This window comes from Streptomyces sp. NPDC036822 (genome assembly GCF_055609145.1).
On the sequence record NZ_JBVJPY010000005.1, the window covers coordinates 428,449 to 452,149 of the forward strand.

Genomic DNA, 23,701 nt, shown 5'->3' on the forward strand with positions numbered 1-23,701 from the left:
CGGGCGCGCGGTCGAGGCCCGGGCGCGGAGGACCCGCGAGGACACCGCCGCCACCCGGCGGTCCCGGGCGGCGGCGGTTCGCGTCCGGCGGAGCCGCTACGGCAGGTACGCCTGGCGGCTCGCGCAGCCCCAGACCACCGGCCGGGCGATGCCCGCCGCGTCCACGGCCACGCCGCCCACGCGGTCGTCGTCCGAGACGGCCCGGGCGCGCGCGGAGCCGTCCGGGGCGAGGGACGGCAGGGCGCGGACGGGGCCCTGCCCGGGCCACAGCTGGGCCTGGTACGGCTTGAGGGGGGCGCCCTCCTCATGGGTCATGGCGGTGCCGACGGAGACGTTCGTCGTCGGACTGACCGCCTCGAAGGTGCCCTCCCGCTGCCCGGCGAGCACGCCGGGCGAGCCGCCGTGGTCCGCGTGCGGCGGCGTCCAGACCCACGGCTGGTGGTCGGGGTCGAACCGGTCGGTGACGGCGACGTACCCGGCCACCCGCCCCGCATCGTCCACGCCCTCCGCCAGGTTGTGCACCAGGTACTCCGCCCTGGCCACCGGCAGCGCCCGCGCCGGGCCCCCGTCGGCCGGCCACAGGACGGGGAACGAGGCGAAGGCGAAGCCCTCGTCCGACTCGTAGGACCGCTCGGCCGCGCCGACGACGTCCCCGCGCGCGTTGATGCCGGTGACGCGGGTGACGATCGTGCCGGGGCCGGCGTCCGGGGGCAGTGCGAGGGTGCGCAGCAGGCGTCCGCCACGCCACGCCTTCGGTGTGCCGTCGGTGTCGACGGCCGCCACGACGCCGGAGTCGCTGACGTCGATGTCGGCCTGGCCCGAGGTCCCGCCCTCGCCGAGGAGGCGGACCGCGGGGTCGCCCCTGCGGAAGGTGAACAGGGCCACCGTGCGGTCGGACCGCCGCGTCAGCCAGCCGGCCATGAGCCCTTTGCGGTTGACCGCGCGGACGACCCCCTCGTCGTAGCCGGCGGGGAGCGGCACCGGGTGGACCCGGTCGCCGGTCCAGTACACGGGCAGGCCGCCGCTCGCGCCGACGGCGAGGCGGCGGGGGCCGAGGTCGTGCACGCCCTCGGTGGCAAACGCGCCGCCCGTCGAGGCCGGGAGCGAGGGCAGGACCGTCGGTCCCGGCTCGCACATCCCCGCTCGCGCGGTGGCGGCATCATCGGCCGTGGCGGGCCCCGCCCCGGTGATCAGAGCCGCCAGCGCGACCGCGCCGGCGCACCAGGCGATGCTTCTCTTCAACTGTCTCCCCCTTCGACGACGACCCGCGGTCTCCCCGGCCGTGGGTCTGCGAAGGGCCCATCCTGCCTTCCGTCGTCGGCGCGCGGGACGGAATGCCGCAGACCGCTTACGGGGCGGTCGGTGGGCGCACGGCGACGGCGAGGTCCCGGCCCCCGAGCGGCCGGGTCCTCGCCGTCGTCGTCCTCACCGGCCGCTTAGTAGGGGCCGTTGACGTTGTCGATCGAGCCGTAGCGGTCGGCCGCGTAGTTGCAGGCGGCGGTGATGTTCGCGACGGGGTCGAAGAGGTCCATCGACGTACCGGGGACGTGATAGGCGAGGAAGGTCGGCTCGATCACCTGGAGCAGGCCCTTCGAGGGAGTGCCCTTGACGGCGTTGGAATCCCAGAGGTTGATGGCCTGCGGATTGCCGGAGGACTCCCGCATGATGTTGCGCTGGATCCCCTCGTAGGTGCCGGGGATCCCGTACGACGCCATGACGTCCAGCGACTCGCGGATCCAGCCGTCGAGGTCGTTGGTGTAGCGCGGAGCGGCGGGGGCGGCCTGCGCCGCCTTGACCGGTGCGGCGCCGCGGTCCTGCGAACGGCTGGCGCGGTCGGTGCTCGTGCTCGCCGTGCTCTTCGGCTTGGCCTTGGCCTTGGCCTTCGCCTTCGGCTTGGTCGTCGTCTCCGCCTTGGCCGGCGCCTTGGGCGCGGCCGCCTGCTTCCGGAGCGTCAGTTCCAGACCCGGGTGGATGAGTGACGGGTTGTCACCCACGACGCTGCGGTTGATGTTGTAAAGGACCTTCCAACCGCCGCGCACGCCCTGCTCCTGCGCGATCAGGGAAAGGGAATCACCGGCCGTGACCGTGTAGGACCGCGCCGGGGTCGCGGCGGCGGGAATCGATTCTTTGATCTTTTCCACGGCGCTGGAGACGGTCTTCTCCGTGGCAATTCCGGTGGACGTTCCGGAGGCGGCGGAGGGCGTCGCGTGGGCGGCGGCGGTCGCGACCAGGGGCAGGGCCAGGGCGGCGCCGCCGGTGCCCGCGAGGGCGAGACCACGAGTGAGGGGACGGTGCTTGGGGCGCCGGTGCTTACCGTGTGCAGGCATGATGGGTTCCTCTCCGGCGCCTGCGGGGTGAGCTGTCGGGTTCGGGCTGGAGATGCCCGGCCGCACGTGTGCGACTTCACCCCGATCCGATCCGGAATCCCGAACCGGAGAGAAAAGTGGGTCCCCCGCTCCTGCCGACGGGTGAATAGGTGGTCTTTCGGGCGGTGGCAGGATTCGGCGATCCGCTCGAATGCAGGTGACCGTAGGCGAGAAATGTCGACGAAAACAAGTCCCGGGCCGTGCGGGTAATTCCGGAATGTGCGCCCGTGGTGTGACCTGGCCCTCGATACGGGGACGGGCCGGGCCGAACTTCCTTGGGAGGCAGGGGGTCGCCGGGTCGCCGGGGGTCGTTCCGCGCCGCGGCGTGATTCACGTCACCGGGGGAGTGATATCAGTCTTTATGAGGGATTCACCGGAGTGTGCAATCTCCAAAGGGAAAGTGCATTAATACTCCTCAATATCCCTTTTGGCCACTTGTGTCCGATGCGAGGGGAGGGTCGGGGGGGAATGCCTTGCGGTGCAAGGTAGTCGCTCACTATCATGCACCGCATGACAAAGGAGCTGCCGGGCGCCGGTGACCAGCGGCGCAGCCAGCTTCTGCGCGGGGTGCTCGACCTCTGTCTGCTGTCCCTGATCGCCGAACGGCCGCGCTACGGCTACGAGTTCGTCGAGGCGCTCACGCAGAGCGGTCTGGAGCTGGTGAGTGAGGGAAGCATCTACCCCCTGCTCGCCCGGATGGAGCGGGCCGGGCTCGTCGAGTCGTACCGGGCGCCGTCGGCCAGCGGCGGCGCGCCCCGCAAGTACTACCGGCTCACCGGGCCGGGCCGGGCCGAACTGGACGGCGGGCGGACCGTCTGGCGGGACTTCGCCGCCCAGGCCGGCCGTGTCCTGGCCGGCCCGGCTGACCGCACCATCGAACCGACGGGGGAAACGACCACATGACATCCGAACGCATACTCGCGGTCTGCCGCAGCAACTGGGAGTACCGGGGCATCGACGACGCGGCCGTCCGCGACATGCTCGCCGAGCTGGCCGCCCACCTTCAGGACGCGGAGGCCGCCGGGCGCACCCCGCACGACGTGGTCGGCGAGGACGTCAAGGCGTTCGCCGCCTCCTGGGCCGACGCCCGCCGGCCACTGCACCGGCGAGTGGCCCGCCTCGCGGCGATGATCCCCTTCGTCGCGGGCGTGCTGCTGCTGATCACCCACCTGCGCCGGTGGACCCCGGGCGTGGACGTCACCGCGGGCCACCTGGCCTTCTGGGCCGCGATCGCCGTGGTCACCGTCGCGCTGGAGCTGCGCCGAGGCTCCCTGGGCCTGGGCAAGGGCTGGCTCGTCGCGCTCGTCGTCGGCCTCCCGGCCCTCGTGATCACCGACCGGCTCGCCGGTGCCGAGCCGCTGTTCGGCGTGCCGCTGTGGGCGAGCGTGGCGCTGGTGCTTCCGGGACTCGCGTACGCCGTCGCCGACGGACGGGCTCGCAAGCGCGCGGCGGGCGAGCCGGACAGGCCGTGACCCTCCCGGCGCCGGGCCGGCATCGTTCGCACCGATGGCGGGAGGGGAGAGGGCGGCGGCCGCCGCCACGACGTACCACGTCGGAGCGGCCCGCGCGCCGCCGCTCCGAGGGGTCTGGACCACGACTGACGCTCGGGCTGAGGTGGCCGACTCGCGAACAGCGACGACGGCGGATTATGCGATTGCCGGGCTGTGGGCGCCGTGGAAGCCTGTGCAACCGGACGGACGGACGGACGGACCGGCCGAACCGCGAACCGATAGGGGACCATCTGTGGGTGTGCCAGCGGCCCGGGCGACCGTGACGACGAAGCTCGGCGAGGTCAGGGGCACGATCACCGACGGGCTGCGCGTCACCCTGGGAATCCCCTACGCCGCACCGCCGTTCGGGGCCGCCCGCTTCCGCGAGCCCCGGCCCGTCGAGCCCTGGGACGGGGTACGGGACTGCACGCGCTTCGGGCCTGTCGCCCCGCAGTCCGCGGAACTGCCCGGGGCCCCGGTCTGGCGCCCGGGCGACGAGGACGTCCTGACCCTCAACGTCTGGGCGCCGGAAGACGCAGAGGGCCCGCTCCCCGTCCTGTTCTGGATCCACGGCGGCGCCTACACCTTCGGCTCCTCCGCCCAGCCCGACTACGACGGATCCACCCTCGCCCGCGCCGGTCTGACCGTGGTGACCTGCAACTACCGCCTCGGTTTCGAAGGGTTCGGCCACGTGCCCGGCTTTCCCGACAACCGCGGACTGCTCGACCAGATCGCCGCGCTGGAATGGGTACGCGACCACATCACCGCCTTCGGCGGCGACCCGGCCGACGTCACCGTCGCCGGGCAGTCCGCAGGCGCCGGGGCGGTCGCCTGCCTCATGAGCAGCCGACGTGCCGACGGCCTCTTCCACCGCGCCATCGCCCACAGCGTCCCCGACGCCTCCTTCCCGCCGGACCTCGCCGCGGGCCTCGCCCGACAGGTCGCCGACGCCGCCGGTGTCCCGTTCACCGCCGAGGGCCTGCTCACCGCGCCCCCCCAGGCGCTCGTCGGGGCCTCGGACCGCGTCGTGGCGCGGTACGCCGCCGACCCCGACTCCGGACCGCTCCACTACGACACGGTCATCTACGGGCCGGTCCTCGACGGCGAACTCCTCACCGCCGACCCGTTCGACGCCTTCGCCGACGGCGCCGGCCGCGACATCGACCTCCTGGCCTGTCACACCACCGAGGAGTACTGGCTGATGCACCAGGTCGGCAGCATGCCCCCGGCCACCACCGAGGACGACCTCGCGCGCTTCGCCGCGCACTGGGACCTCCCCGACCACCTCGTCGAGCGCTACCGCGTCCTCATGACGGGCATGCCGGTGCTGGACATCTACCTCGCGCTGGCCGGGGACGCGCTGTTCGCCGCCCACACCGTGCGCCTCGCGCGGTCCCATGCCCGCGCCGGCGGCCGCACGCGCCTCTCCCGGTTCGACCGGCGCCGCACCCGCGCCGACGGGACTCCGGTCCGCGCCTGGCACGCGGCGGACGTCCCCTTCGCCCTCGGCACGCTGGACGCCGTCGGCGTCGACTTCCTCACCGGCGGCCCCGCCGACGCGGACGACCGGGCCCTTTCCCGGCGCATGGTCCACGCCTGGGCCGCCTTCGCCACCGACGGGGACCCCGGCTGGGAGCAGCTCGACGGCCGGACCGGCGGTCCGGTCCACGTGTGGGCCGTCCCCGCCGACCGCGACGAGGGCCCGGTGGAGGCGCACGGCCTCTGGGAAGACGTCCGAGCGACGCCGCTGCGGCTGTGACCCGCCACCGAAGCGCTCCTCAGCGAGGCGCCCACCCGGAAGGCGCTCGCCCGTGAGCCCCCGCCCCTGAGGCCGGCGCTGCGGTTCACGCCCGCGTGGCCCGCCCGCCCGTGAGGCCCCGCCCGTAGGGCCCGAGCGCGGGAGCACCCCGCCGTGCGGACCCCGCCCTTCCGGGCCACCCCCGTCCTTCCGGGCCCAGCCCCTCCCGTCTGCCCCCGCCCGTCCGGCCCCGCCCCTTCGGGCCCGCTCCCCGTCCACCGACCGACGGCGCCGGCCGGACCGCGGCGGCCCCCTTCGCCCGGCCCGCGCCGCGACGCGCGATAATCGCGACGCGCCTGCCGGCGGCCGGGGAACCGGCCACCGCCGCGCGCCGTGCCCCACCCGCGAACCACCCGGGAGGGCGGGTCGACCCGCGCCCGCCCCAGGAGAGGAAGACCTGATGGACGCCCAGCACTTCGAGCGCGTCACCGCGTTCATCGAGGCGCGCCTGCGCCCGCTGTTCGACGCCGAGACCGGCAGCGAGCACGGCTTCGGAATGGACGACACCTCCCGCTCCCTGCGCGCGCTGCTCAACACCGTGAAGGCCGCCGCGGCCGTCAAGGGCCTCGCCGAGCAGCGGGCCACCGCCGACCGGACCACCCGGGACATCATCGACCAGGCGCTGGAGCACAACTGGGACGTCTTGCGCGGCGTCGCCCGCCACTGGGAGGACCACCCCGACTTCCTCCGCGAGTTCAAGCGCCACTCCTGGGAACTCGACACCCCCGCCCCGGCCGCTGCCGCCCCCACCGACGCGTGACCGACACCGACAGCGGCATCGACGCCGGCGCCGACCCCTATCTGTGGCTCGAAGAGACCGACGGGGAAGCGGCGCTGGCCTGGGTCCGCGAGCGCAACGCCGAGACGGTCGCGGAACTGACCGCCGATCCGGGGTTCCAGGCCATGGCGGCCGACCTGCGCGAGGTCCTCGACGCGCCCGACCGGATCCCGTACACCCGCCGCCGGGGCGCGTACCTCTACGACTTCCGGCAGAGCGCCGACCACGCCCGGGGAGTGTGGCGCCGCACCACGCTGGAGCAGTACCGCAAGGACGAGCCGGAGTGGGACGTCCTCCTCGACCTCGACGCCCTGGCCGCGGCCGAGGGCGAGGACTGGACCTGGCACGGTGCGCGGACGCTGGCCCCCGAGCACCGGCACGCGCTCCTGAGCCTCTCGCGCGGCGGCGGGGACGCCGTGGTGGTGCGGGAGTTCGACCTGCTCACCCGCCGTTTCGTGGACGACGGCTTCCGGCTCCCCGAGGCCAAGACCAGCGTCTCCTGGATCGACCGCGACCACCTCTACCTCGGTACCGACCTCGGCCCCGGCTCGATGACCGCCGCCGGCTATCCGCGTACGGTACGACGCTGGCGGCGGGGCACCCCTCCCGCCGAGGCCGAACTCCTCTACGAGGCGGCGGAGACGGACCTCTCCGTCTCCGCCTGGCACGACCCGACGCCGGGCTTCGAACGCGACTTCGTGGCCTGTCACAAGGACTTCTGGCACCAGGAGACGTATCTGCTGGGCGAGGAGGACACGCTCCGGAGGATCGACGTCCCCGACGACGCCGAGTGCTCCGTCCACCGCCGGTGGCTGCTGGTCACCCTCACCTCCCCCTGGCTGGGGCACGCCGCCGGAACCCTGCTCGCCTTCGACTTCGAGGCCTTCATGGCGGGCGAGCGCGCGCCGGCCGTGCTGCACGCCCCGGAGGAGCACACGGCCCTGATCGGCCACGCCTGGACGCGCCACCACCTGATCACGGAGACCCTCGACCACGTCGAGGGCCGCGTGCACGTCCTCACGCCCGGGCCCGACGGGTGGGAACGCCGGCCGATGGCGGAGGTGCCCCCGATGGCGTCCGCCACCCTCACGGACACCGATCCCGACACCGGCGACGAGTACTTCCTCGCGATCACCGGATACCTCCGGCCCTCCACCTTGTACCGGGGCGAGATCGGCGCGGAGAGCGAGGTGATCAAACGGGCGGCGGAACGGTTCGACACGTCAGGGCTCTCCGTCCGCCGCCACTTCGCGACCTCCGCCGACGGCACCCGTGTGCCCTACACCGTGGTCGGCCCGGAGTCCGGATCCGCACGGCCCGGGCCCACCCTCCTCACCGGGTACGGCGGATTCCAGGTCGCCCTCACGCCCCACTACGACGCCGTCCGCGGCCGGGCGTGGCTGGCGCACGGCGGCACCTACGTGGTGGCGGGCATCCGTGGCGGCGGGGAGTACGGGCCGGACTGGCACCGCGCCGCGCTGAAGGCGGACCGGCAGCGCGCGTTCGAGGACTTCGCCGCCGTCGCCCGCGACCTCCACGCCCGCGGCGTCACCACCCCGGACCGGCTCGGGATCACCGGCGGCAGCAACGGCGGTCTGCTGATGGGCGCCATGCTCGTCGCGTACCCCGAGCTGTTCGGCGCGATCGTGGCCCACGTCCCCCTCCTGGACATGCTGCGCTTCCACCGGCTCCTCGCCGGAGCCAGCTGGACGGCCGAGTACGGCGACCCCGACGACCCCGCCGACCGGCTCCACCTGGCCGCTCTCTCGCCGTACCATCGGCTGCGCGCGGACCGTCCCTATCCGCCCGTGCTGCTCACCACCTCGACCAGGGACGACCGCGTTCACCCGGCACATGCCCGCAAGACGGCCGCCCGGCTGCGGGAGCTCGGTCACCGCGTGCTCTTCCACGAGACGCTGTCCGGCGGCCACGCGGGAGCCGCCGACCACGCGCAGACGGCCTTCAACGACGCTTTGGAACACACCTTCCTCCGGCGGACGCTCCGGCCGGAGTGACCGCACAATGGTGATCATGCTGCAGTCCTTCATGCCCGTCCTCGAGCGCATCGCCGAGGAGATCGAGAGCCTCACCGGCCGTGGCCGCCCCGCCGACTACATCCCGGCGCTCGCCTCCGCCGACCCCGGACGCTTCGGGATGGCCGTGGCCGAATTCGACGGCACGGTGTACGGGGTGGGGGACTGGCAGCACCCCTTCTCCACGCAGTCCGTCACCAAGGCCTTCACCCTCGCGCTCACCCTGGCCCGCGAGGGGGACACCCTCTGGGAGCACGTCGGACGGGAGCCGTCCGGCAACCCCTTCAACTCGCTGGTCCAGTTGGAGTACGAGAACGGCATCCCCCGCAATCCGTTCATCAACGCCGGCGCGCTCGTCGTCACCGACCGGCTGCACCGGCTCAGCGGGGACGCCTCGGGCTGCCTGCTGGACTTCCTGCGCGCCGAGAGCGGCAACGAGGACCTCGACTTCGACCGGGACGTGGCGGCCTCCGAGACCGACCGGGGCGACCGCAACGCCGCACTCGCCCACTTCATGGCGTCCTACGGCAACATCGTCAACCCGGTGCCCACGCTGCTGCGCGAGTACTTCCGCCAGTGCTCGATCGCCGCGTCCTGCGCCGACCTGGCGCTCGCCACGGGCTTCCTCGCCCGCCACGGCATCCGCTCCGACGGATCGCGCCTGCTCTCCCGCAGCCAGGCCAAACAGGTCAACGCCGTGATGCTCACCTGCGGTACCTACGACGCGGCCGGGGACTTCGCCTACCGTGTGGGGCTGCCCGGCAAGAGCGGGGTGGGCGGCGGCATCATCGCCGTCGTCCCCGGCCGGTGCACGCTCTGCGTCTGGAGCCCGGGCCTCGACGAGCGGGGCAACTCCGTCGCGGGCGTGGCGGCGCTGGACCGTTTCACCACGATCACCGGCCTCTCCGTCTTCTGAGACCGGTGATCGTGATGCCGTGCGACGCGGATCAGCGGCTTCCCGCCCGCAGCGAGGCGGTGTGGGCCCGTACCTGGTCGGGGGTCAGATAGGCGTCGGTGTACTCGAAGTCCCGCAGCGTCCCGGACTTGGACGCCAGGAATCCGGTCCGTACGAAGTCGTCACCGGCGACGGCGTTGAGCAGCCAGTTCGTCATCACACGGGTCTTGGCGACGTTCGTGCGCAGCGCCGACCAGTGGTAGGCGCGGGCCACCGCCTGGGCCGGCATGCCGTGCAGTTCGACACCGAGCGGCTTGGAGACGCCGTCCCGGCCGCCCAGGTCCACCACGAGGCCGAGATCCTTGTGGACGTAGGGGAAGGTCTGCTGCCCGCGCAGGGCGGCGACGAGGTTGTCGGCGACCTTCCGGCCCTGCCGCAGCGCGTGCTGGGCGGTCGGCGGGCAGATGGCGTCGTCGCCCTTGGCCAGGTCCGGCACGGCGGCGGCGTCGCCGAGGGCGTGGATGCCGTCCAGCCCCGGCACGGTCATGTCCGCGCCGACCACGAGGCGGCCCTTGTGCGTCTCCGCCTCCAGGGTGCCGATCAGCGGGCTGGCCGCGACACCGGCCGTCCAGATCAGCGTGCGGCAGGGCAGCACCCGGCCGTCGGTGAGCGTGACGTTGTTGTCGTCCACGGATGCGACCGACACCCCGAGCGAGACCTCGATCCCGCGCCGTCGGAGGATGTCGAGGGCGGCGCTGCCGAGCTTGTCGCCCAGTTCGGGCATCAGTTTGGGCGCGATGTCCACCAGGTGCCACTTGATCAGCTTCGGGTCCAGCCGGGGGTAGCGCTTGACGGCGGTGTGGGTGAGGCGCTGGAGGCAGGCGACCGTCTCCGTCCCGGCGTAGCCGCCGCCCACCACCACGAACTGCAGACGGGCCGCGCGTTCGGCCTCGTCCTGGCCCGCGTCGGCCAGATCGAGCTGGGCGATCACGTGGTCGCGGATGAAGACCGCCTCGGCGAGGGTCTTCATCCCGCGGGCGTGCTCGGTGAGACCGGGGATGTCGAAGGTCCGCGTGATGCTGCCGGGCGCGAGGACGAGGTGGTCGTACGGCTCGTTCACGATCTCGCCGGTGATCGTGCGGACCACGCAGACCTTGGCCTTGGCGTCCACGCCGATCGCGCCGCCGGGGATGATCCGGGTCCGGTGCCGCTCGCTGCGGCGCAGCGACACGGCGACGGACTGGGGCGTCAGCACGCCCGCCGCCACCTGGGGGAGCAGCGGGAGGTACAGCTGGTACGAGAAGGGTGTCAGCAGCGAGATCTCGGCCTCCCGGCCGGCCAGTCGCCGCTCAAGCCGCCGGACGCAGGCGACTCCGGCGAAGCCGGCGCCCACGACGAGGATCCTCGGTCGGGTCACGGTGTCCGTCCTTCGGGGTGGGGAGTCCTTGGATCTCCAGTAACCGCATCGGGGAAACGGAAACCCGTGCCGCCCGCCGATGGAGTGACGGCCGGGGCCCTCCACGGCCCGGCGGCCTCGGCTCGGCGCGCCCCGGCCGAGGACGAGCGTTTGCGCCGGTACGGCTCGGTTTCTTCCCTGGCCGGAACCCGCGCTTCGGGGTGCCGGTCCTGGCGGAGTTCTGTACCGGGCCCACGGGCGGTCCCTAGCATGGTCGGCCTGGGTTTCCCTGCGAGCGAAGACACGGGTGAGGACTGGATGCAAGGCAAGTCGTGGCGCCCGGACGCCATCGACACCAGCGTGCCGAGTGTGGCGCGTATGTACGACTACTTCCTGGGGGGCGACGACAACTACCAGTCGGACCGCGACGCCTGCGAGCAACTGCTCGAGCAGGTTCCCAGCACCAAGGTCCTCGCCGTGAACAACCGGCACTTCCTCCGCCGTGTCGTACGGATGCTCGCGGCCGATTACGGGATCCGGCAGTTCGTCGACCACGGATCCGGGCTGCCCACCCAGGACAACGTGCACCAGGTCGCCCAGGCCGTCGACCCGTCCTCACGGGTGGTGTACGTCGACAACGACCCGATCGTCCTGGCCCACGGGCGGGCCCTGCTGGAGGAGAACGACCGGACGGCCGTGATCCAGGCCGACATGCGGGACACCGACGGGATCTTCGGTCACGAGGAGACCCGGCGTCTCATCGACTTCGACCAGCCCGTCGCCGCGCTCTTCGTCTCGGTGCTGCACTGCATCCCGGACGAGGACGATCCGGCCGGGCTGATCCGCCGGGTCGCGGACCGCCTCGCGCCAGGCAGCTTCCTGGTGGTGTGCCAGCTCGTCAGCGACCGCCCGGAGATCCGGAAGTTCGTGACGGACTTCATGGCGGAGGCCACCGGCGGTCACTGGGGCCGGGTCCGTGAGGAGAGCGAGGTCGCCGGCTTCCTCGACGGTCTCGACATCCTCCCGCCAGGGCTGGTGGAGGTCTCGACCTGGCGGCCGGACAGCGACCTGGCGCCGGTGCAGCCCAGCGACGAATGGCTCGAATGGGGTGGCGTCGCCCGGCTGTGACGCGCGTGGGCGGGCGGCCCGGGGCCGCCCGCCGGACCGCCGTGACCCTCACAGGAGGCCGAGGCGGTCCTTGACCCGTTCCAGGGACTCGGCGGGAGTCAGCGCGCACGCGCTCAACCGGTCGAGCATGTCCCGGTACTGCTCCACGTCGGCCGGCTTCTGACTGAACGTGCTGTCGGTCAGGTGCTCGATGTAGACGGCGTCCTTCAGATCGCCCAGCGCGAACCGCAGATACGTCACGCCGGTACCGACGCCGATCGCCGCCGTCACGTCGAGCGGCGCGATCTGCAGCGTCACCCGGGACCGGCCCATCAGGTCGACCAGGTGCTCCAGCTGGCCCCGCATGACCTCGGGGCCGCCGACGCTCCGCAGCAGCACCGACTCGTCGATCACCGCCCACAGCCGGGGCCCGCCCGGCCTGTCGAGCTGTCGCTGCCGCTCCTGGCGCAGCTCGATCCGGCGCTGGACCTCGTGGGGGAGGAGGCGGCCCGGCCCCGATCGCACCACGGCGCGCGTGTACGCGGCTGTCTGGAGCAGGCCCGGGACGTAGAACGGTTCGTAGGACCGGATCAGTGCCGCCGCCCCTTCGAGGGCGACCAGCGGTGCGAAGAAGTCCGACAGCACGTCGCTGAAGGACCGCCACCACTCGGCCTGCCGGGACTGCCGGACCAGTCGGAGGAACTCCTCCGAGCGGGCGCCGTCCGTCACTCCGTACAGCGCGAGAAGGGCCATCGCGTCGGCCGGTTTGCAGCCGTGCCGTCCCAGCTCGATCCGGCTCGTCTTGGAACGGGAGAAACCCAGGCGGGCGTCCACGTCGGCCGGTTCGAGGCCCGCCGCCACGCGCAGTTCGCGCAGCTTGCCGCCGAGGATCAGCTTGAGTGCGGTGGGGTTGTTCTCGACCGTCCCGATGGAAGGGACGAACAGGGGCGAACTCGGTTCGGCTCCAGCCATCACGCGCTCCCGCATCTTCATGAGGGGACGAGGTTAGCGGGGAGGGGCGACGTCCGGCCAGGGACGCGGATCGCAGCGGCGGTTTTCAGCCGATTGCGAAGTCGAAGTCCCCGTCGCGCGCACCGGCGATGAACGCCGCGATCTCGTCGCGCGTATAGACCAGCGCGGGCCCCTCGGGGTCCCGCGAGTTGCGCAGCGCGACCCCGCCGTCGGGGAGGGCGGCCAGCTCCACGCAGTTGCCCGTGGCGTTGCTGTGGCGGCTCTTGACCCAGCTGACCGGGGCCAGCGCGCTCGCCCTCATCCCGTTGAACAGTTCCGCGGCCATGGGCCCTCCTGATCCGTACGGCATCCGTACATCCGTCCACGAGATCGCACGACTGCAATCCCAGATGCAATTGCACTTTCGGTGTGCCCTCGACAATACTCGTTCCTCATAGACCGCCGCAGCATCGAACTTCGGGGCTCGCAGGGAGACATGACAGGTGATCACTCACAGGTCGGCCTTAGCGCTCGATCCCATGTCCGCTCCCGCACGAGGTGAAGCGGACCTACCGCTCGGCTTCGCAGCGTGCGGACTCGACGGGCGCCCGCAGAACGTGTCACGCGCCAGACGGTTCGTCCTGCTGACGCTGGAGGGCTGGGTCCTGCCCGCGCTGGCGGCGGACCTGGAGCTCGTCGTCACCGAGCTCGTCACCAACGCGGTGCGCCACGCGCTCGGCTGTCCCGAGAGCGCCGTGGAGGAGACCGAGTACCCCGTGTGGCTGGGGCTCTCGCTGCACTCGCGCCACCTCGTCGCCGCCGTCACCGACCCCAGCCCCGTGCCGCCCCGTCCGCGGCCCGTGGAGGACCTGGGGACCGGCGGACGCGGCATGCACCTGATCGAGGCGCTGAGCGACAGCTGGTCCTGGGAACCCGCAGCGCCCCGGGGCAAGACGGTCTGGGCGGCGCTTCTCCTGCCGACCGTCCGCGCCGCCTGACCCAGGGTCAGGAGGGATTCTCCGTCGCCCCTCCCGGGCGCGCTCCGTCGCCGTCCGACGGCTTCCCGGAAAAACCGGTGTCCGAGTCCCGGTCCGACTCCCTACACTCGCGGCACGCGCCGCCGACGTCCCGGCCCGCGCCGGGACCAGTGAGGGGAGACCGACCGTGCGTCACCGCACCGATGTCGTCGTCCCCCGGTCACGGTACGACGTGATCCTGATGTCCTCGTCGTCCCGGTGCCGGCCGCGCGGCCCGCACCGGAAGCCCGTGACGAACTCCTGACCCCGTCCACGGCCCCCCGGCACGAAGCCGGCGGGCGGTCACGCGGATGAGCGGACCTGACGAGCGGACGCCCCCACGCCGGGGCGCCGCCGGCACCGCTCCAGGCCCCCCTTCGTCCGGGAATCGCGCCGCCCTGTTCTCCATGACAGCGAAAGGCCTTGGGCCGTGCGTACCGACGTTCGACGCCAGACGACCACCTTCACCGGCACCTCCCTGCGGCAGGTCCGGAACCTGGGCATCCTCGCCCATGTCGATGCCGGCAAGACCACCGTCACCGAGCGGATGCTCTACCTGACCGGCGCCACCCACAAGCGGGGCGAGGTCCACGACGGCACGACCGTCACCGACTTCGACCCGCAGGAGCGCGACCGCGGCATCACCATCTTCGCGGCGGCGGTCAGCTGCGACTGGGACCACCACCGGATCAACCTCATCGACACCCCCGGGCACGTCGACTTCTCCGACGAGGTGGAACGCTCGCTGCGCGTGCTCGACGGCGCCATCGCGGTCTTCGACGCCGTCGCGGGCGTCGAGCCCCAGAGCGAGTCGGTCTGGCGGCAGGCCGACCGCCACCGGGTGCCGCGGATCGCCTTCGTCAACAAGATGGACCGGGCCGGCGCCGACCTCGACGCCGCGGTCGCCTCGATCAAGGACCGGCTCGGCACCGTCCCGCTGGTCGTCCAGCTGCCGATCGGTCAGGAGGACGGCTTCACCGGCGTGGTGGACCTCCTCCGCATGCGCACCCTCGTCTGGGCCGCCGGCGGCGACACGTACACCGAAGGCCCCGTGCCGGACGGTCTGCGGGAGGAGGCCCTCCGCCGCCGCCGAGCCCTGGAGGAGGCGGTGGCCGAGCTCCATCCCGCCGCGCTGGAGGAGTTCTGCGCGGAGACGGTGCTCGGCGCGGACACCCTGGTCACCGCGCTGCGCGACCTGACCCGAAGCGGTGAGGGTGTGGTCGTCCTGTGCGGCTCGGCCTACCGCGACCGGGGGATGGAGCCGCTCCTCGACGCCGTCGTGGCGTACCTGCCGTCGCCGCTGGACGTCCCACCGGTGCGAGGGACGCTCGACGGCGCCGAGATCGAACGGGCCGCCGACCCGGCGGAGCCGTTCGCCGCCCTGGTGTTCAAGGTGCACTCCACCGCCACCGGACGGCTCACCTACCTGCGTGTCTACGCCGGAACGATCGGGAAGGGGGACGCCGTGCTCGACGTCGGCGCACGACGTACCGAGCGCGTGGGGCGCATCCTGCGCGTGCAGGCGGACCGGAACACCGACGTGGACCGGGCAGGGGCCGGTGACATCGTCGCCGTCGTCGGGCTGAAGGCGGCCCGCCCCGGCGCCACCCTGTGCGCGCCCGACGCGCCGCTGCTCTTCGAACCGCCGGCCGTGGCGGCGCCGGTGGTCTCCGTCGCGGTCGAGGCCCGCCGCAGCCTGGACACCGAGCGGCTGGCGTCCGCGCTGGCCCGGCTGGCCGAGGAGGACCCCTCCCTGGCCGTCCGGACCGACCCTGAAACCGGACAGACCGTGCTGTCGGGCATGGGCGAGCTGCACCTGGAGGTCGCGGTGGAGAAGATCCGCCGGGCCCAGGGCGTCGACATCGCCGTCGGCAGGCCGCGGGTGGCCTACCGCGAGACCGTCGTGCGCGGGGTGTCGGGCCATGTGTACCGGCACGTCAAACAGGAAGGAGGGGCAGGGCAGTTCGCCTATGTCGTCCTCGACGTCGGGGCGCTGGAGGAAGCGGCCGACGGGGCCGGCGGTGCGGCCTGTGCGGCCGGGGCGTCCGGTGCCGAGGGGTTCGCGTTCCGCTCCACCGTCACTGGTGGGCGCGTGCCGCAGGAGTACGTCCGCGCGGTGGAGGCAGGCTGCCGCGACGCGCTGCTGGAGGGCCCGCTCGGCGGTCATCCGGTGACCGGGGTGCGGGTCACGCTGACCGACGGGGCCACCCACTCCAAGGACTCCTCGGAGATGGCGTTCCGGACGGCGGCCCGGTTCGCGCTGCGTGAAGCCCTGCGGGCCAGCGCGATGACGCTGCTCGAACCGGTGGTCGAGGTCACCGTCACCGTGCCCGACAGCGCGGTCGGCGGAGTCCTCGGCGACCTCGCGGCACGGCGCGGCCGTGTCTCGGGCTCCACCGCACGGGCCGGGACCGCGGTGGTCACCGCCACGGTCCCGCTGGCCGAGCTCTTCGGCTACGCGTCCCGCCTGCGCGGACGCACCCAGGGCCGGGGCACGTTCACCACCCGGCCCGCCGGCTACGCCCCGGTCCCGGCCGGCCTGACGGCCGACCGGTAGCCCGCCTCGGGCCCGCCTCCTCGGGGGCGGGCCCGTTCGTGGGCCTCACCCTCGTCCTCGGGCGTGTTGCGAAAGCAGCGCCCCGCCCTCCTGGCGGACGCCGATACGTTCCGGACGCTCCCCAGGGGGCTGATCCGTCCGTCCGTGGGGCGGCACCCTGACGTGGTGCTCGTCGACGGCGTGCCGGGTGGTGTGCACCCACCCGGCGCTCAGGCCGGTCCGGCCACCACGTCGATGCGCAGCGGGGCCCGGAAGGAGAGCAGACCGAGCATCGGCGGGTCCGCCGGGGCCGGGGCGAGCCGGACGGCCGGCAGGCGCCGGGCCGTCGCGCGCAGGGCGACGGCAGCTTCCGTGCGGGCCAGGGACGCGCCGGGGCAACGGTGGCGGCCCGCCCCGAAGGCGAGGTGATGGCGGACCTCCGCCCGGTCCGTACGCATCAGCGCCGGATCGGTGAAGACCTCCGGGTCGGAGCCGCTCCCCATGAGCATCAGCAGCAGGGGGGCGCCGGCGGGCAGCCGTACCCCGCCCAGCTCCACCGGCCGCGAGGTCACCCGGCGCCAGGAGGTGACGGGCGGTTCGCGGCGCAGCACCTCCTCCACCCAGGCCGGGGCCAGCGGCTCCTCGTGCGCCGGCCGGGGCCAGAGCCCCGGTTCCGCCAGCGCGCTGCGGAGCACCGTGGAGATCAGCTGCCCGGTGGTCGACTGGCCCGCGACGAAGACGAAGAAGCAGGCCCCGACGGCGGTCTGGACGTCCAGTGGCCGTCCGTCGGGCAGCCGGTGGCGGATCAGGGCGCCCATGAGACTGTCCCCGGGCACCGCCTCGCCGTTCACCGCCGCGGTCAGCCACTGGTGGAACTCGCCCACCAGCTCGGCCAGTTCGAGCTGCCGCTCGGGAGTCGGCCGCCCCCAGAACAGCTCCAGCGACGCGTCGCTCCAACGGGCGAGGGTCGCCGCGTCGAGGGCGTCGACCCCGAGGAGTTCCATCATCACCCGGCAGGGAAGCACCTGGGCGAAGGCGGAGAAGAGGTCGCATCCGCCCGTGGCGCCGAGGCGCGCCCGTACCCCGTCGAGCAGTTCGTCGGCGATCCGCTCGATCAGCGGCACCGCCGCCGCGACCCGGTGGGCGTTGAAGAACCGGGTCACCACCCGGCGCAGCCCGGGATGGCTGTCGGTGCCGTTGTTGGCCAGGGCCGGCCGCACCCGGAAGCCGGCGCGGGCGAGCACCCGCAGCGCCGGGACGCCGAGGGGGGTGACCGCGTGCTGGGCGTTGTCGGGGAGGAACGCCTTCTGGTCGAGCAGCACCGTCCGGATGTCGGCGTGCCGACTGACCAGCCACAGACCGGTGGCGGGATCGTGGTGGACCGGCGACTCGCGGCGGAGCGTGTCCATCCAGGGGTACGGGTCGCGGACGAAGCCGTCGCCGAAGAGGTCGAGGAGTCCGTGCCCGTCGAGGGAAGCGGACGAGTCCGTGACGCCGCTCCCTGCCGAGGCGTCGGCCGTGACCGGGGCTCTGCGCGTACCCGCGGCGTCTGCGGGGCCGTACGGGCAGCCGCCGCTCACTCCGCTGTGCGGCGCGGGTCCGGTCACGGCCTGGTAGATCACGGCGGGACGCTAACACGAGCCCGCGCGGTCTCCGTGGCCGTGTGCGGAGGATCACGCGGCCCGCCATCGTCGCGCGGGCGGGGGCGGGCCGAAGCCCCCGGGGCGGGGGACCGGGCAGAATGGCCGGATGACGCGGCGATCGTTCGAGGAACTGGTGGCGGAGGCCGACACGGTCTCCGTGGACGGGTGGGACTTCTCCTGGCTCGACGGAAGGGCCACCGAGCAGCGGCCGTCCTGGGGCTACCAGCGGTTGATGGGTGCGCGCCTGGCCCGTGCCACGGCGGCGCTCGACATCCAGACCGGAGGCGGGGAGGTCCTCGCCGGCGTCCCCGTCCTGCCGAGGACGATGGTGGCGACGGAGTCCTGGCCGCCCAACGTCGCCAAGGCCACCGCGCTGCTCCACCCGCGCGGCGCGGTGGTGGTGGCCGACCCGGACGAGCCGCCGCTGCCCTTCGGGGACGGGGCCTTCGACCTCGTCGTGAGCCGGCATCCCGTCAAGGCGTGGTGGCAGGAGATCGCCCGCGTGCTCGGTCCGGGCGGCGTCTACTTCTCCCAGCACGTGGGGCCGGCGAGCGTGTTCGAACTCGTCGAGTACTTCCTGGGGCCGCAGCCCGAGGAGGTACGCCGCGCCCGGCACCCGGACGACGCCGTGGCCGAGGCGGAAGCCGCGGGCCTGGAGGTCGTCGAGGTGCGCTCGGAGCGGTTGCGCACCGAGTTCCACGACATCGGCGCCGTCGTCTACTTCCTGCGCAAGGTGATCTGGATGGTGCCCGGCTTCACCGTCGAGGCGTACCGCGACCGGCTGCGCGAGCTGCACGACCTGATCGAGTCGGACGGGCCCTTCGTGGCCCACACGGCGCGCTTCCTCGTCGAGGCCCGCAAGCCCGCCGCGTAGAGCGGGCCCGCGTCCGGACCCCGTGGTGTCCCGGAAGGCTCAGCCGCCGGAGGTGACGGCGTTGCGCCAGACGGTCACGTCCAGGGTCAGGTAGGTGCTGGGCGAGTCCTCGGCGGAGAAGCCCTTGACCGTGACGAGCCCCAGATGGCCCGTGCCGGTCGTGACGCAGACCTGGCGGCCCTCGGAGAGCTTGTTGACGTAGACGTCCTTCGTGAACCGGGTCTCCGCGCGGCAGGTGGCGAGCGAACCCTCCTGGTCCGGGTCGAGCAGTACCAGGTTCCCGTCCTGGCTCTCGGCGTCCAGATAGCCACCGGTGTCGTACGACAGTTCGTAGCCGCCGTCCTCGCCGATCTGGGGGCGGAGGCTGCCGTCCCCGAGGGTCAGGTGGTATCCGGCCGTCAGGTTGATGCCCTTGTGGACGTCGGGCTTCGGGTCGGGCCTGGCGGTCGGCTTGGCTCCGACGGTCTCTCCGCCGCCCTTGCCCGTCCCGGTCTCCGGCGGCGTCCCGCGGCCCTGGGCGGTCTCGCGACCCTCGTCCTTGAGCAGGGCGTACGCCGTCACGCCGCCGACGAGACCGAAGACGAGCGCCGCGGCGAGCGCGATGACCGCCGTCCTGCCGCCCGTGTTCCGCGCGGCGGGGGGCTGTGCGTAGAGGGGCGGGCGGTTCTGGCCAGGCTGCGTCCCCGGCGCCATGGGCGCCGACTGCCCCGGGTGCGCCGCCTGGGTCGGCGCGTAGGCGTGCGGGTACGCGGCCGGGGGAGGGGCGTAGGGGCCGGGGGCCGGTGAAGGGTGCGGGGGCCGGTGCGCCACGGGCGGGCCGTAGCCGGGGGGAGGGCCGGTGGGGCCGGCCGGCACGGTGGGCGAGTACGCGGCGGACGCCGGCGGAGCCGTGGGCGGCGGCGGGGTCTGCACGGGCGCGGGAGCCGCCGCGCGTACGGTGATGTCGGCGGCGACCGCGCCCGGCAGCCAGTCCTCGGGGCGGCGCAGCACCGTCTCCGCGTTGGCGGACTGGCAGAGGGCGATGACCTCGGCGATGGTCGGCCTGGCCTCGGGGTCCTTGGCGAGACAGTGGGTCACCAGCTCCCGCAGCCGGTCCGGCACCGCGCCGAGGTCCGGCTCCTCGTGGACGATGCGGTAGAGCACGCCGTGCGAGGTGCCCTCGCCGAACGCCGGGGTCCCTGTCGCCGCGTACGCCGCCACCTGGCCGAGCGCGAAGATGTCCGTGGCCGGGGTGACCCTGCGGCCCGCCGCCTGCTCGGGTGCCATGAAGGAGGGCGTCCCGATGGTGACACCGCTGCCGGTGAGCGACGTCGCGTCGGCGGCGTAGGCGATGCCGAAGTCGATGACGCGGGGGCCGTCGGCCGCGAGGAGCACGTTGGACGGCTTGAGGTCGCGGTGCACGATGCCCGCGCCGTGGATGACGTGCAGCGCCTCGGCCATGCCGGCGATCAGCAGCAGGACCGTCTCGACGGGCAGCGCGCCGTGCGCGACGACCGCGTCGGCGAGCGAGGGGCCCGGGACGTACGCGGTGGCCAGCCACGGGTGCGTGCCGTCGGTGTCGGCGTCGATCACGGGCGCGGTGAACAGGCCCTGCACGCGCTGCGCCGACTGCACCTCCTGGGCGAACCGGCGACGGAACTCGGGGTCTTCGCCGAACTCGGGGCGGATCACCTTGATCGCGACGGGCCGGCCGCCGGGGGTGTACGACAGGTACACCTTGCCCATGCCGCCCGCGCCGAGCTTGGCCGCGATGCGGTATCCGGCGATCGTCGCCGGGTCGTCTCCCCCGAGGGGCTGGAAGACCTGCGGGGCGCTGCCCCGGTCCGGCTGCTGACCGCTCATCAACTCATGCCCCCCGCACCGCGCGTCGATATCGAACGGCACCCTATCGAAGGACGGGGCCCCGTGCCCCCGGCGAAGGGCGCGGCGCACCTCGTCCGAGAGCCTCAGCCGCGCAGCCGTCCGCGGGTGCCCTTCGCCGCCGCCACCAGTTCGGGAAGGGTGCCGAGCTTGACCCGCGGACGGCCGTCCGCGCGGCCACGGGCCAGCTCGGCGCGATTGATGGCGGCGAGCCCCCGCGCGTCGACGACCTGGCGGGCCCGGCTCCGGGCCAGGCGCTGGAACGCCCGCGCGGTCCGGGTGGCCGAGGGAAGGGCGCCGGCCACCGCGTCGGCCAGGAGCGTACCGACGGTCTCCGCGGCGCAGCCCCGGTTGGCACCGATCCCGCCCGAGGGGCCGCGCTTGATCCAGCCCACGACGTACGTCCCGGGGAGTCCGGTCACCCGGCCCCGCTCGTGCGGCACGGTTCCGGTCGCCTCGTCGAAGGGCAGTCCCGCCACCGGCACACCGCGGTAGCCCACCGCCCGCAGGACTATGCCCGCCGGGATGACGCACTCCTCCTGACGGTCCGTCACCCGTACGTCCGTCACCGCGTTCTCGCCCAGGATCTCCAGCGGTGCCGAGTGGAAGCGGAGGACGAGGCGCCGCCCCGGAGCCGGAGGATCGGACCAGTCCACCGCCGTGCGGGTCACGCCGCGCAGCAGGGCGGCCTTGTCACCGTCCGCGGCGCCGTCGATCGCCGCGCCGGTCCGCGGATCGTGGTCGTCCACGACCAGGTCCACCCCGGGCAGATGCCGGAGCGCCAGCGCCTCCGAGGCGGTGTACGCCGCGTGTTCGGGGCCGCGCCGCCCGAGCAGCACCACCTCGCGCACCCTGGAGGTGCGCAGGGCCGCGAGCGCGTGGTCGGCGATGTCGGTGCGGGCCAGGGCCGCCGGGTCCATGACGAGGAGGCGGGCCACGTCGAGGGCGACGTTGCCGTTCCCGACCACCACGACCCGCTCGGCCGAGAGGTCGACCGCGTCCGGCGCGGTCTCGGGATGGGCGTTGTACCAGGAGACGAACGCGGTCGCCGAGACGCTGCCGGCGAGGTCCTCGCCGGGGATGCCGAGCCTGCGGTCGGCGGAGGCGCCGACGGCGTAGATCACCGCGTCGTGGTGGGCGGCGAGCTCCTCGGCGGTGACGTCCCTGCCGACCTCCACCCCCAGGTGCATCCGCACCCGGGGGTGGGTGTGGAAGCGCGCGAAGGTGTCCCCCACCTTCTTGGTCGCGGGGTGGTCCGGGGCCACGCCGTACCGCACGAGCCCGCCGGCCACCGGCAGCCGGTCGACGAGCGTGACCTCGGCGTTGGTGTGCAGGAGCAGGTCCTCGGCGGCGTACATGCCGGCCGGTCCCGTGCCGACGACCGCGACCCGGATCGGCGCGAAGTCGGACGGCAGGCTCCGCTCGAAGGTGGGGCCGCCCCAGGCGTGGAAGTTGGGACCCGCGTCGACGGGCTCAGGGTCCTGGTCCGCGAAGTACGCCGCGTTGATCGCGGCGTACTCCTTCTGCGGCCCCGTCAGGCTGTCCACCGGGAAGATCGCGTCGACCGGGCAGGCGTCGGCGCATGCGCCGCAGTCGATGCACGCCTTCGGGTCGACGTGGAGCATCTCCGTACTGCCGAACGCGCGCTCCTGCGGCGTCGGGTGGATGCAGTTGACGGGGCACACCGCGACGCAGGTCGCGTCGCTGCAGCAGGTCTGGGTGATGGCGTAGGTCATCTCGTCATCCGTCGGCTCGGGTCGTCGTCGGGGGCGGTGGGGTCGTTCGGGCGGGCGGCCCGGGCCGGTTCAGATCAGGTGGGCGCGCTTGTAGAAGGCCAGCGCCGGCCTGGTGAGCAGGCGGGCGGAGGCCAGGAACTCCATGAGTCCCGAACAGCTGGACCGCATCAGGGACTTGTGGTGCTCGTTGGCCTTCGCCTCGGCGAGGGCGCGCCGCGCGTCGAGGCCGGCGTTCGCGTAGACGTCGCGGTTCACCATGCTGGTGACGATGAAGTACGAGGCGACCGCGATGACGAAGGCGTGGATCTGCCGGCGCACCGGACCGGCGTGCCGGAGGCGCTTGCGGGTCTCGTCGCGGGCGAACTTCATGTGCCGCGACTCCTCCACCACGTGGATGTTGTTGATGGTGCGGACGAACGGCACCACCCGCTCGTCGCGCATCCAGTCGCGCTGCATGACGTCGAGGACCTCCTCGGCGACCAGGATCGCGGCATAGGCCGCCTCGCCGAACGCGAGCGTCTTGAAGGCCCTGCCGAGTTCGACGACCATCCGGGGCGGCCGGTAGGCGGGCGCACCGAGCTTCGCGGCGCCGCGGGCGAACATGATGGAGTGCCGGCACTCGTCGGCGATCTCGGTGAGGGCCCACTGGAAGCGCGGGTCCGTCGGGTCCTTGGTGTACATGTCGCGCAGCACCATGTGCTGCAGGATCATCTCGAACCAGATGCCGGTGCTGGCCACCGATGCGGCTTCCTGCCGCGTCAGTTCCTTGCGCTGCGCGTCGGTCAGTTCGTTCCAGTACGCCGTGCCGTAGAGGGTGCTCCACTCGGGGCTCGCGCCGTGGAAGTCCTTGTCCAGGGGGGTGTCCCAGTCCACCTCGACCGCCGGGTCGTACGACAGTTTCGCGGCCGAATCGAGCAGCCGCCGGGCGACGTCCTGCTCGAGGCGCAGGTCCTCGTTCTCCGGCCGGACGGTGCTGCTTGCCATGCTGCGGCTCCTTTGACTCGAGAGATCGGCGAATGCCACCGCGCTTGTTAGATGTCGCATCTAGCAAGCTGTTAGACGGAACGTATAACAAGGCCCCCGGGTCGGCCTACCCCTCGGTAGGAAATCCGTGCGAAGTCTTCACGGCCGTCGCCGCGAACCGGCGATGGAGCGCCCCGTCATCTGTCCGATGACGACGCATTTGTCGTCATTTGGATGACGTGCTAGAACGGAGACGCCC

19 protein-coding genes and 1 riboswitch are annotated in these 23,701 nt (G+C 73.1%); of the genes, 10 read left to right on the forward strand and 9 right to left on the reverse strand.

The features are described 5' to 3' along the window. Nucleotides 1-96 precede the first annotated feature (96 nt). On the reverse strand, nt 97-1,242 hold the full coding sequence (locus ACZ68P_RS15180; protein ID WP_471006157.1) for a hypothetical protein: 1,146 nt from the start codon (nt 1,240-1,242) through the stop codon (nt 97-99). Nucleotides 1,243-1,436: 194 nt separating this feature from the next. After that, nucleotides 1,437-2,327 (reverse strand): LysM peptidoglycan-binding domain-containing protein, encoded by an 891-nt coding sequence (locus tag ACZ68P_RS15185; RefSeq protein WP_471006159.1) that lies wholly within the window; start codon nt 2,325-2,327, stop codon nt 1,437-1,439. A 2-nt stretch (nt 2,328-2,329) separates the two neighbouring features. Beyond that, nucleotides 2,330-2,489, reverse strand: a riboswitch (cyclic di-AMP (ydaO/yuaA leader). A 387-nt stretch (nt 2,490-2,876) separates the two neighbouring features. Between ACZ68P_RS15185 and ACZ68P_RS15190 the strand changes: the two genes are divergently transcribed. From ACZ68P_RS15190 to ACZ68P_RS15215, 6 genes are all read left to right on the forward strand, one after another. Further along, nucleotides 2,877-3,269: a PadR family transcriptional regulator gene (locus ACZ68P_RS15190; protein WP_471006161.1), complete on the forward strand. Its 393-nt coding sequence runs from the start codon at nt 2,877-2,879 to the stop codon at nt 3,267-3,269. Beyond that, nucleotides 3,266-3,838: a hypothetical protein gene (locus ACZ68P_RS15195; RefSeq protein WP_471006163.1), complete on the forward strand. Its 573-nt coding sequence runs from the start codon at nt 3,266-3,268 to the stop codon at nt 3,836-3,838. The genes ACZ68P_RS15190 and ACZ68P_RS15195 overlap by 4 nt, the downstream gene beginning before the upstream one ends. Before the next feature lie 277 nt (nt 3,839-4,115). Beyond that, on the forward strand, nt 4,116-5,615 hold the full coding sequence (locus ACZ68P_RS15200) for a carboxylesterase/lipase family protein (RefSeq protein WP_471006165.1): 1,500 nt from the start codon (nt 4,116-4,118) through the stop codon (nt 5,613-5,615). Between the two features lie 439 nt (nt 5,616-6,054). Next, nucleotides 6,055-6,414, forward strand: a complete 360-nt coding sequence (locus ACZ68P_RS15205) for a hypothetical protein (RefSeq protein ID WP_471006166.1) — start codon at nt 6,055-6,057, stop codon at nt 6,412-6,414. Next, a complete protein-coding gene (locus ACZ68P_RS15210) occupies nt 6,411-8,447 on the forward strand; it encodes a prolyl oligopeptidase family serine peptidase (RefSeq protein ID WP_471006168.1) in 2,037 nt (678 codons plus the stop codon). Before ACZ68P_RS15205 ends, ACZ68P_RS15210 begins: the two co-directional genes overlap by 4 nt. Nucleotides 8,448-8,454: 7 nt before the next feature. Next, nucleotides 8,455-9,381, forward strand: coding sequence for a glutaminase (locus tag ACZ68P_RS15215; RefSeq protein ID WP_471006170.1), 927 nt, complete (start codon nt 8,455-8,457; stop codon nt 9,379-9,381). Between the two features lie 31 nt (nt 9,382-9,412). Here ACZ68P_RS15215 and ACZ68P_RS15220 read toward each other — a convergent pair whose 3' ends face one another. Next, nucleotides 9,413-10,777, reverse strand: a complete 1,365-nt coding sequence (locus ACZ68P_RS15220) for an NAD(P)/FAD-dependent oxidoreductase (RefSeq protein ID WP_471006172.1) — start codon at nt 10,775-10,777, stop codon at nt 9,413-9,415. Between the two features lie 297 nt (nt 10,778-11,074). Between ACZ68P_RS15220 and ACZ68P_RS15225 the strand changes: the two genes are divergently transcribed. Next, nucleotides 11,075-11,884: an SAM-dependent methyltransferase gene (locus tag ACZ68P_RS15225; RefSeq protein ID WP_471006174.1), complete on the forward strand. Its 810-nt coding sequence runs from the start codon at nt 11,075-11,077 to the stop codon at nt 11,882-11,884. 48 nt (nt 11,885-11,932) lie between these two features. Here the strand turns inward: ACZ68P_RS15225 and ACZ68P_RS15230 are convergent, their stop codons facing one another. Both ACZ68P_RS15230 and ACZ68P_RS15235 read right to left on the reverse strand, forming a co-directional pair. Then, nucleotides 11,933-12,835 carry a helix-turn-helix domain-containing protein gene (locus tag ACZ68P_RS15230; RefSeq protein ID WP_471006176.1) on the reverse strand — a complete coding sequence of 301 codons (903 nt, stop codon included), beginning with the start codon at nt 12,833-12,835 and terminating at the stop codon, nt 11,933-11,935. Between the two features lie 85 nt (nt 12,836-12,920). After that, nucleotides 12,921-13,160, reverse strand: coding sequence for a DUF397 domain-containing protein (locus ACZ68P_RS15235; RefSeq protein WP_471006177.1), 240 nt, complete (start codon nt 13,158-13,160; stop codon nt 12,921-12,923). Between the two features lie 271 nt (nt 13,161-13,431). Between ACZ68P_RS15235 and ACZ68P_RS15240 the strand changes: the two genes are divergently transcribed. Continuing rightward, nucleotides 13,432-13,812 (forward strand): ATP-binding protein, encoded by a 381-nt coding sequence (locus ACZ68P_RS15240; RefSeq protein ID WP_471006179.1) that lies wholly within the window; start codon nt 13,432-13,434, stop codon nt 13,810-13,812. Nucleotides 13,813-14,260: 448 nt separating this feature from the next. Continuing rightward, complete coding sequence (gene fusA, locus ACZ68P_RS15245; protein WP_471006181.1) at nt 14,261-16,387, forward strand: elongation factor G; 2,127 nt, start codon at nt 14,261-14,263, stop codon at nt 16,385-16,387. A 209-nt stretch (nt 16,388-16,596) separates the two neighbouring features. On the opposite strand, the gene ACZ68P_RS15250 is transcribed toward fusA, so the two are convergent. Next, nucleotides 16,597-17,988 (reverse strand): cytochrome P450, encoded by a 1,392-nt coding sequence (locus ACZ68P_RS15250; protein WP_471006182.1) that lies wholly within the window; start codon nt 17,986-17,988, stop codon nt 16,597-16,599. Nucleotides 17,989-18,115: 127 nt separating this feature from the next. Between ACZ68P_RS15250 and ACZ68P_RS15255 the strand changes: the two genes are divergently transcribed. Next, nucleotides 18,116-18,883, forward strand: coding sequence for a methyltransferase domain-containing protein (locus tag ACZ68P_RS15255; protein ID WP_471006185.1), 768 nt, complete (start codon nt 18,116-18,118; stop codon nt 18,881-18,883). Nucleotides 18,884-18,922: 39 nt separating this feature from the next. Here the strand turns inward: ACZ68P_RS15255 and ACZ68P_RS15260 are convergent, their stop codons facing one another. The 3 genes from ACZ68P_RS15260 to ACZ68P_RS15270 all read right to left on the reverse strand — a co-directional run bounded on the left by ACZ68P_RS15260 (nt 18,923) and on the right by ACZ68P_RS15270 (nt 23,463). Next, nucleotides 18,923-20,725 carry a serine/threonine-protein kinase gene (locus ACZ68P_RS15260; RefSeq protein WP_471006187.1) on the reverse strand — a complete coding sequence of 601 codons (1,803 nt, stop codon included), beginning with the start codon at nt 20,723-20,725 and terminating at the stop codon, nt 18,923-18,925. 104 nt (nt 20,726-20,829) lie between these two features. Then, the gene (locus ACZ68P_RS15265; protein WP_471006188.1) at nt 20,830-22,479 is read right to left on the reverse strand and encodes an FAD-dependent oxidoreductase; all 1,650 of its coding nucleotides are present in this window, start codon (nt 22,477-22,479) and stop codon (nt 20,830-20,832) included. A 69-nt stretch (nt 22,480-22,548) separates the two neighbouring features. Further along, nucleotides 22,549-23,463 carry an AurF N-oxygenase family protein gene (locus ACZ68P_RS15270; protein ID WP_471006189.1) on the reverse strand — a complete coding sequence of 305 codons (915 nt, stop codon included), beginning with the start codon at nt 23,461-23,463 and terminating at the stop codon, nt 22,549-22,551. Nucleotides 23,464-23,701 lie beyond the last annotated feature (238 nt).

Bases quoted from the DNA above. Each gene is read 5' to 3' on its own strand.
- ACZ68P_RS15185 (WP_471006159.1), bottom strand. From the start codon at position 2,327: ATGCCTGCACACGGTAAGCACCGGCGCCCCAAGCACCGTCCCCTCACT.
- ACZ68P_RS15190 (WP_471006161.1), top strand. From the start codon at position 2,877: ATGACAAAGGAGCTGCCGGGCGCCGGTGACCAGCGGCGCAGCCAGCTT.
- ACZ68P_RS15195 (WP_471006163.1), top strand. From the start codon at position 3,266: ATGACATCCGAACGCATACTCGCGGTCTGCCGCAGCAACTGGGAGTAC.
- ACZ68P_RS15205 (WP_471006166.1), top strand. From the start codon at position 6,055: ATGGACGCCCAGCACTTCGAGCGCGTCACCGCGTTCATCGAGGCGCGC.
- ACZ68P_RS15215 (WP_471006170.1), top strand. From the start codon at position 8,455: ATGGTGATCATGCTGCAGTCCTTCATGCCCGTCCTCGAGCGCATCGCC.
- ACZ68P_RS15225 (WP_471006174.1), top strand. From the start codon at position 11,075: ATGCAAGGCAAGTCGTGGCGCCCGGACGCCATCGACACCAGCGTGCCG.
- ACZ68P_RS15230 (WP_471006176.1), bottom strand. From the start codon at position 12,835: ATGGCTGGAGCCGAACCGAGTTCGCCCCTGTTCGTCCCTTCCATCGGG.
- ACZ68P_RS15235 (WP_471006177.1), bottom strand. From the start codon at position 13,160: ATGGCCGCGGAACTGTTCAACGGGATGAGGGCGAGCGCGCTGGCCCCG.
- ACZ68P_RS15255 (WP_471006185.1), top strand. From the start codon at position 18,116: ATGACGCGGCGATCGTTCGAGGAACTGGTGGCGGAGGCCGACACGGTC.
- ACZ68P_RS15260 (WP_471006187.1), bottom strand. From the start codon at position 20,725: ATGAGCGGTCAGCAGCCGGACCGGGGCAGCGCCCCGCAGGTCTTCCAG.
- ACZ68P_RS15265 (WP_471006188.1), bottom strand. From the start codon at position 22,479: ATGACCTACGCCATCACCCAGACCTGCTGCAGCGACGCGACCTGCGTC.
- ACZ68P_RS15270 (WP_471006189.1), bottom strand. From the start codon at position 23,463: ATGGCAAGCAGCACCGTCCGGCCGGAGAACGAGGACCTGCGCCTCGAG.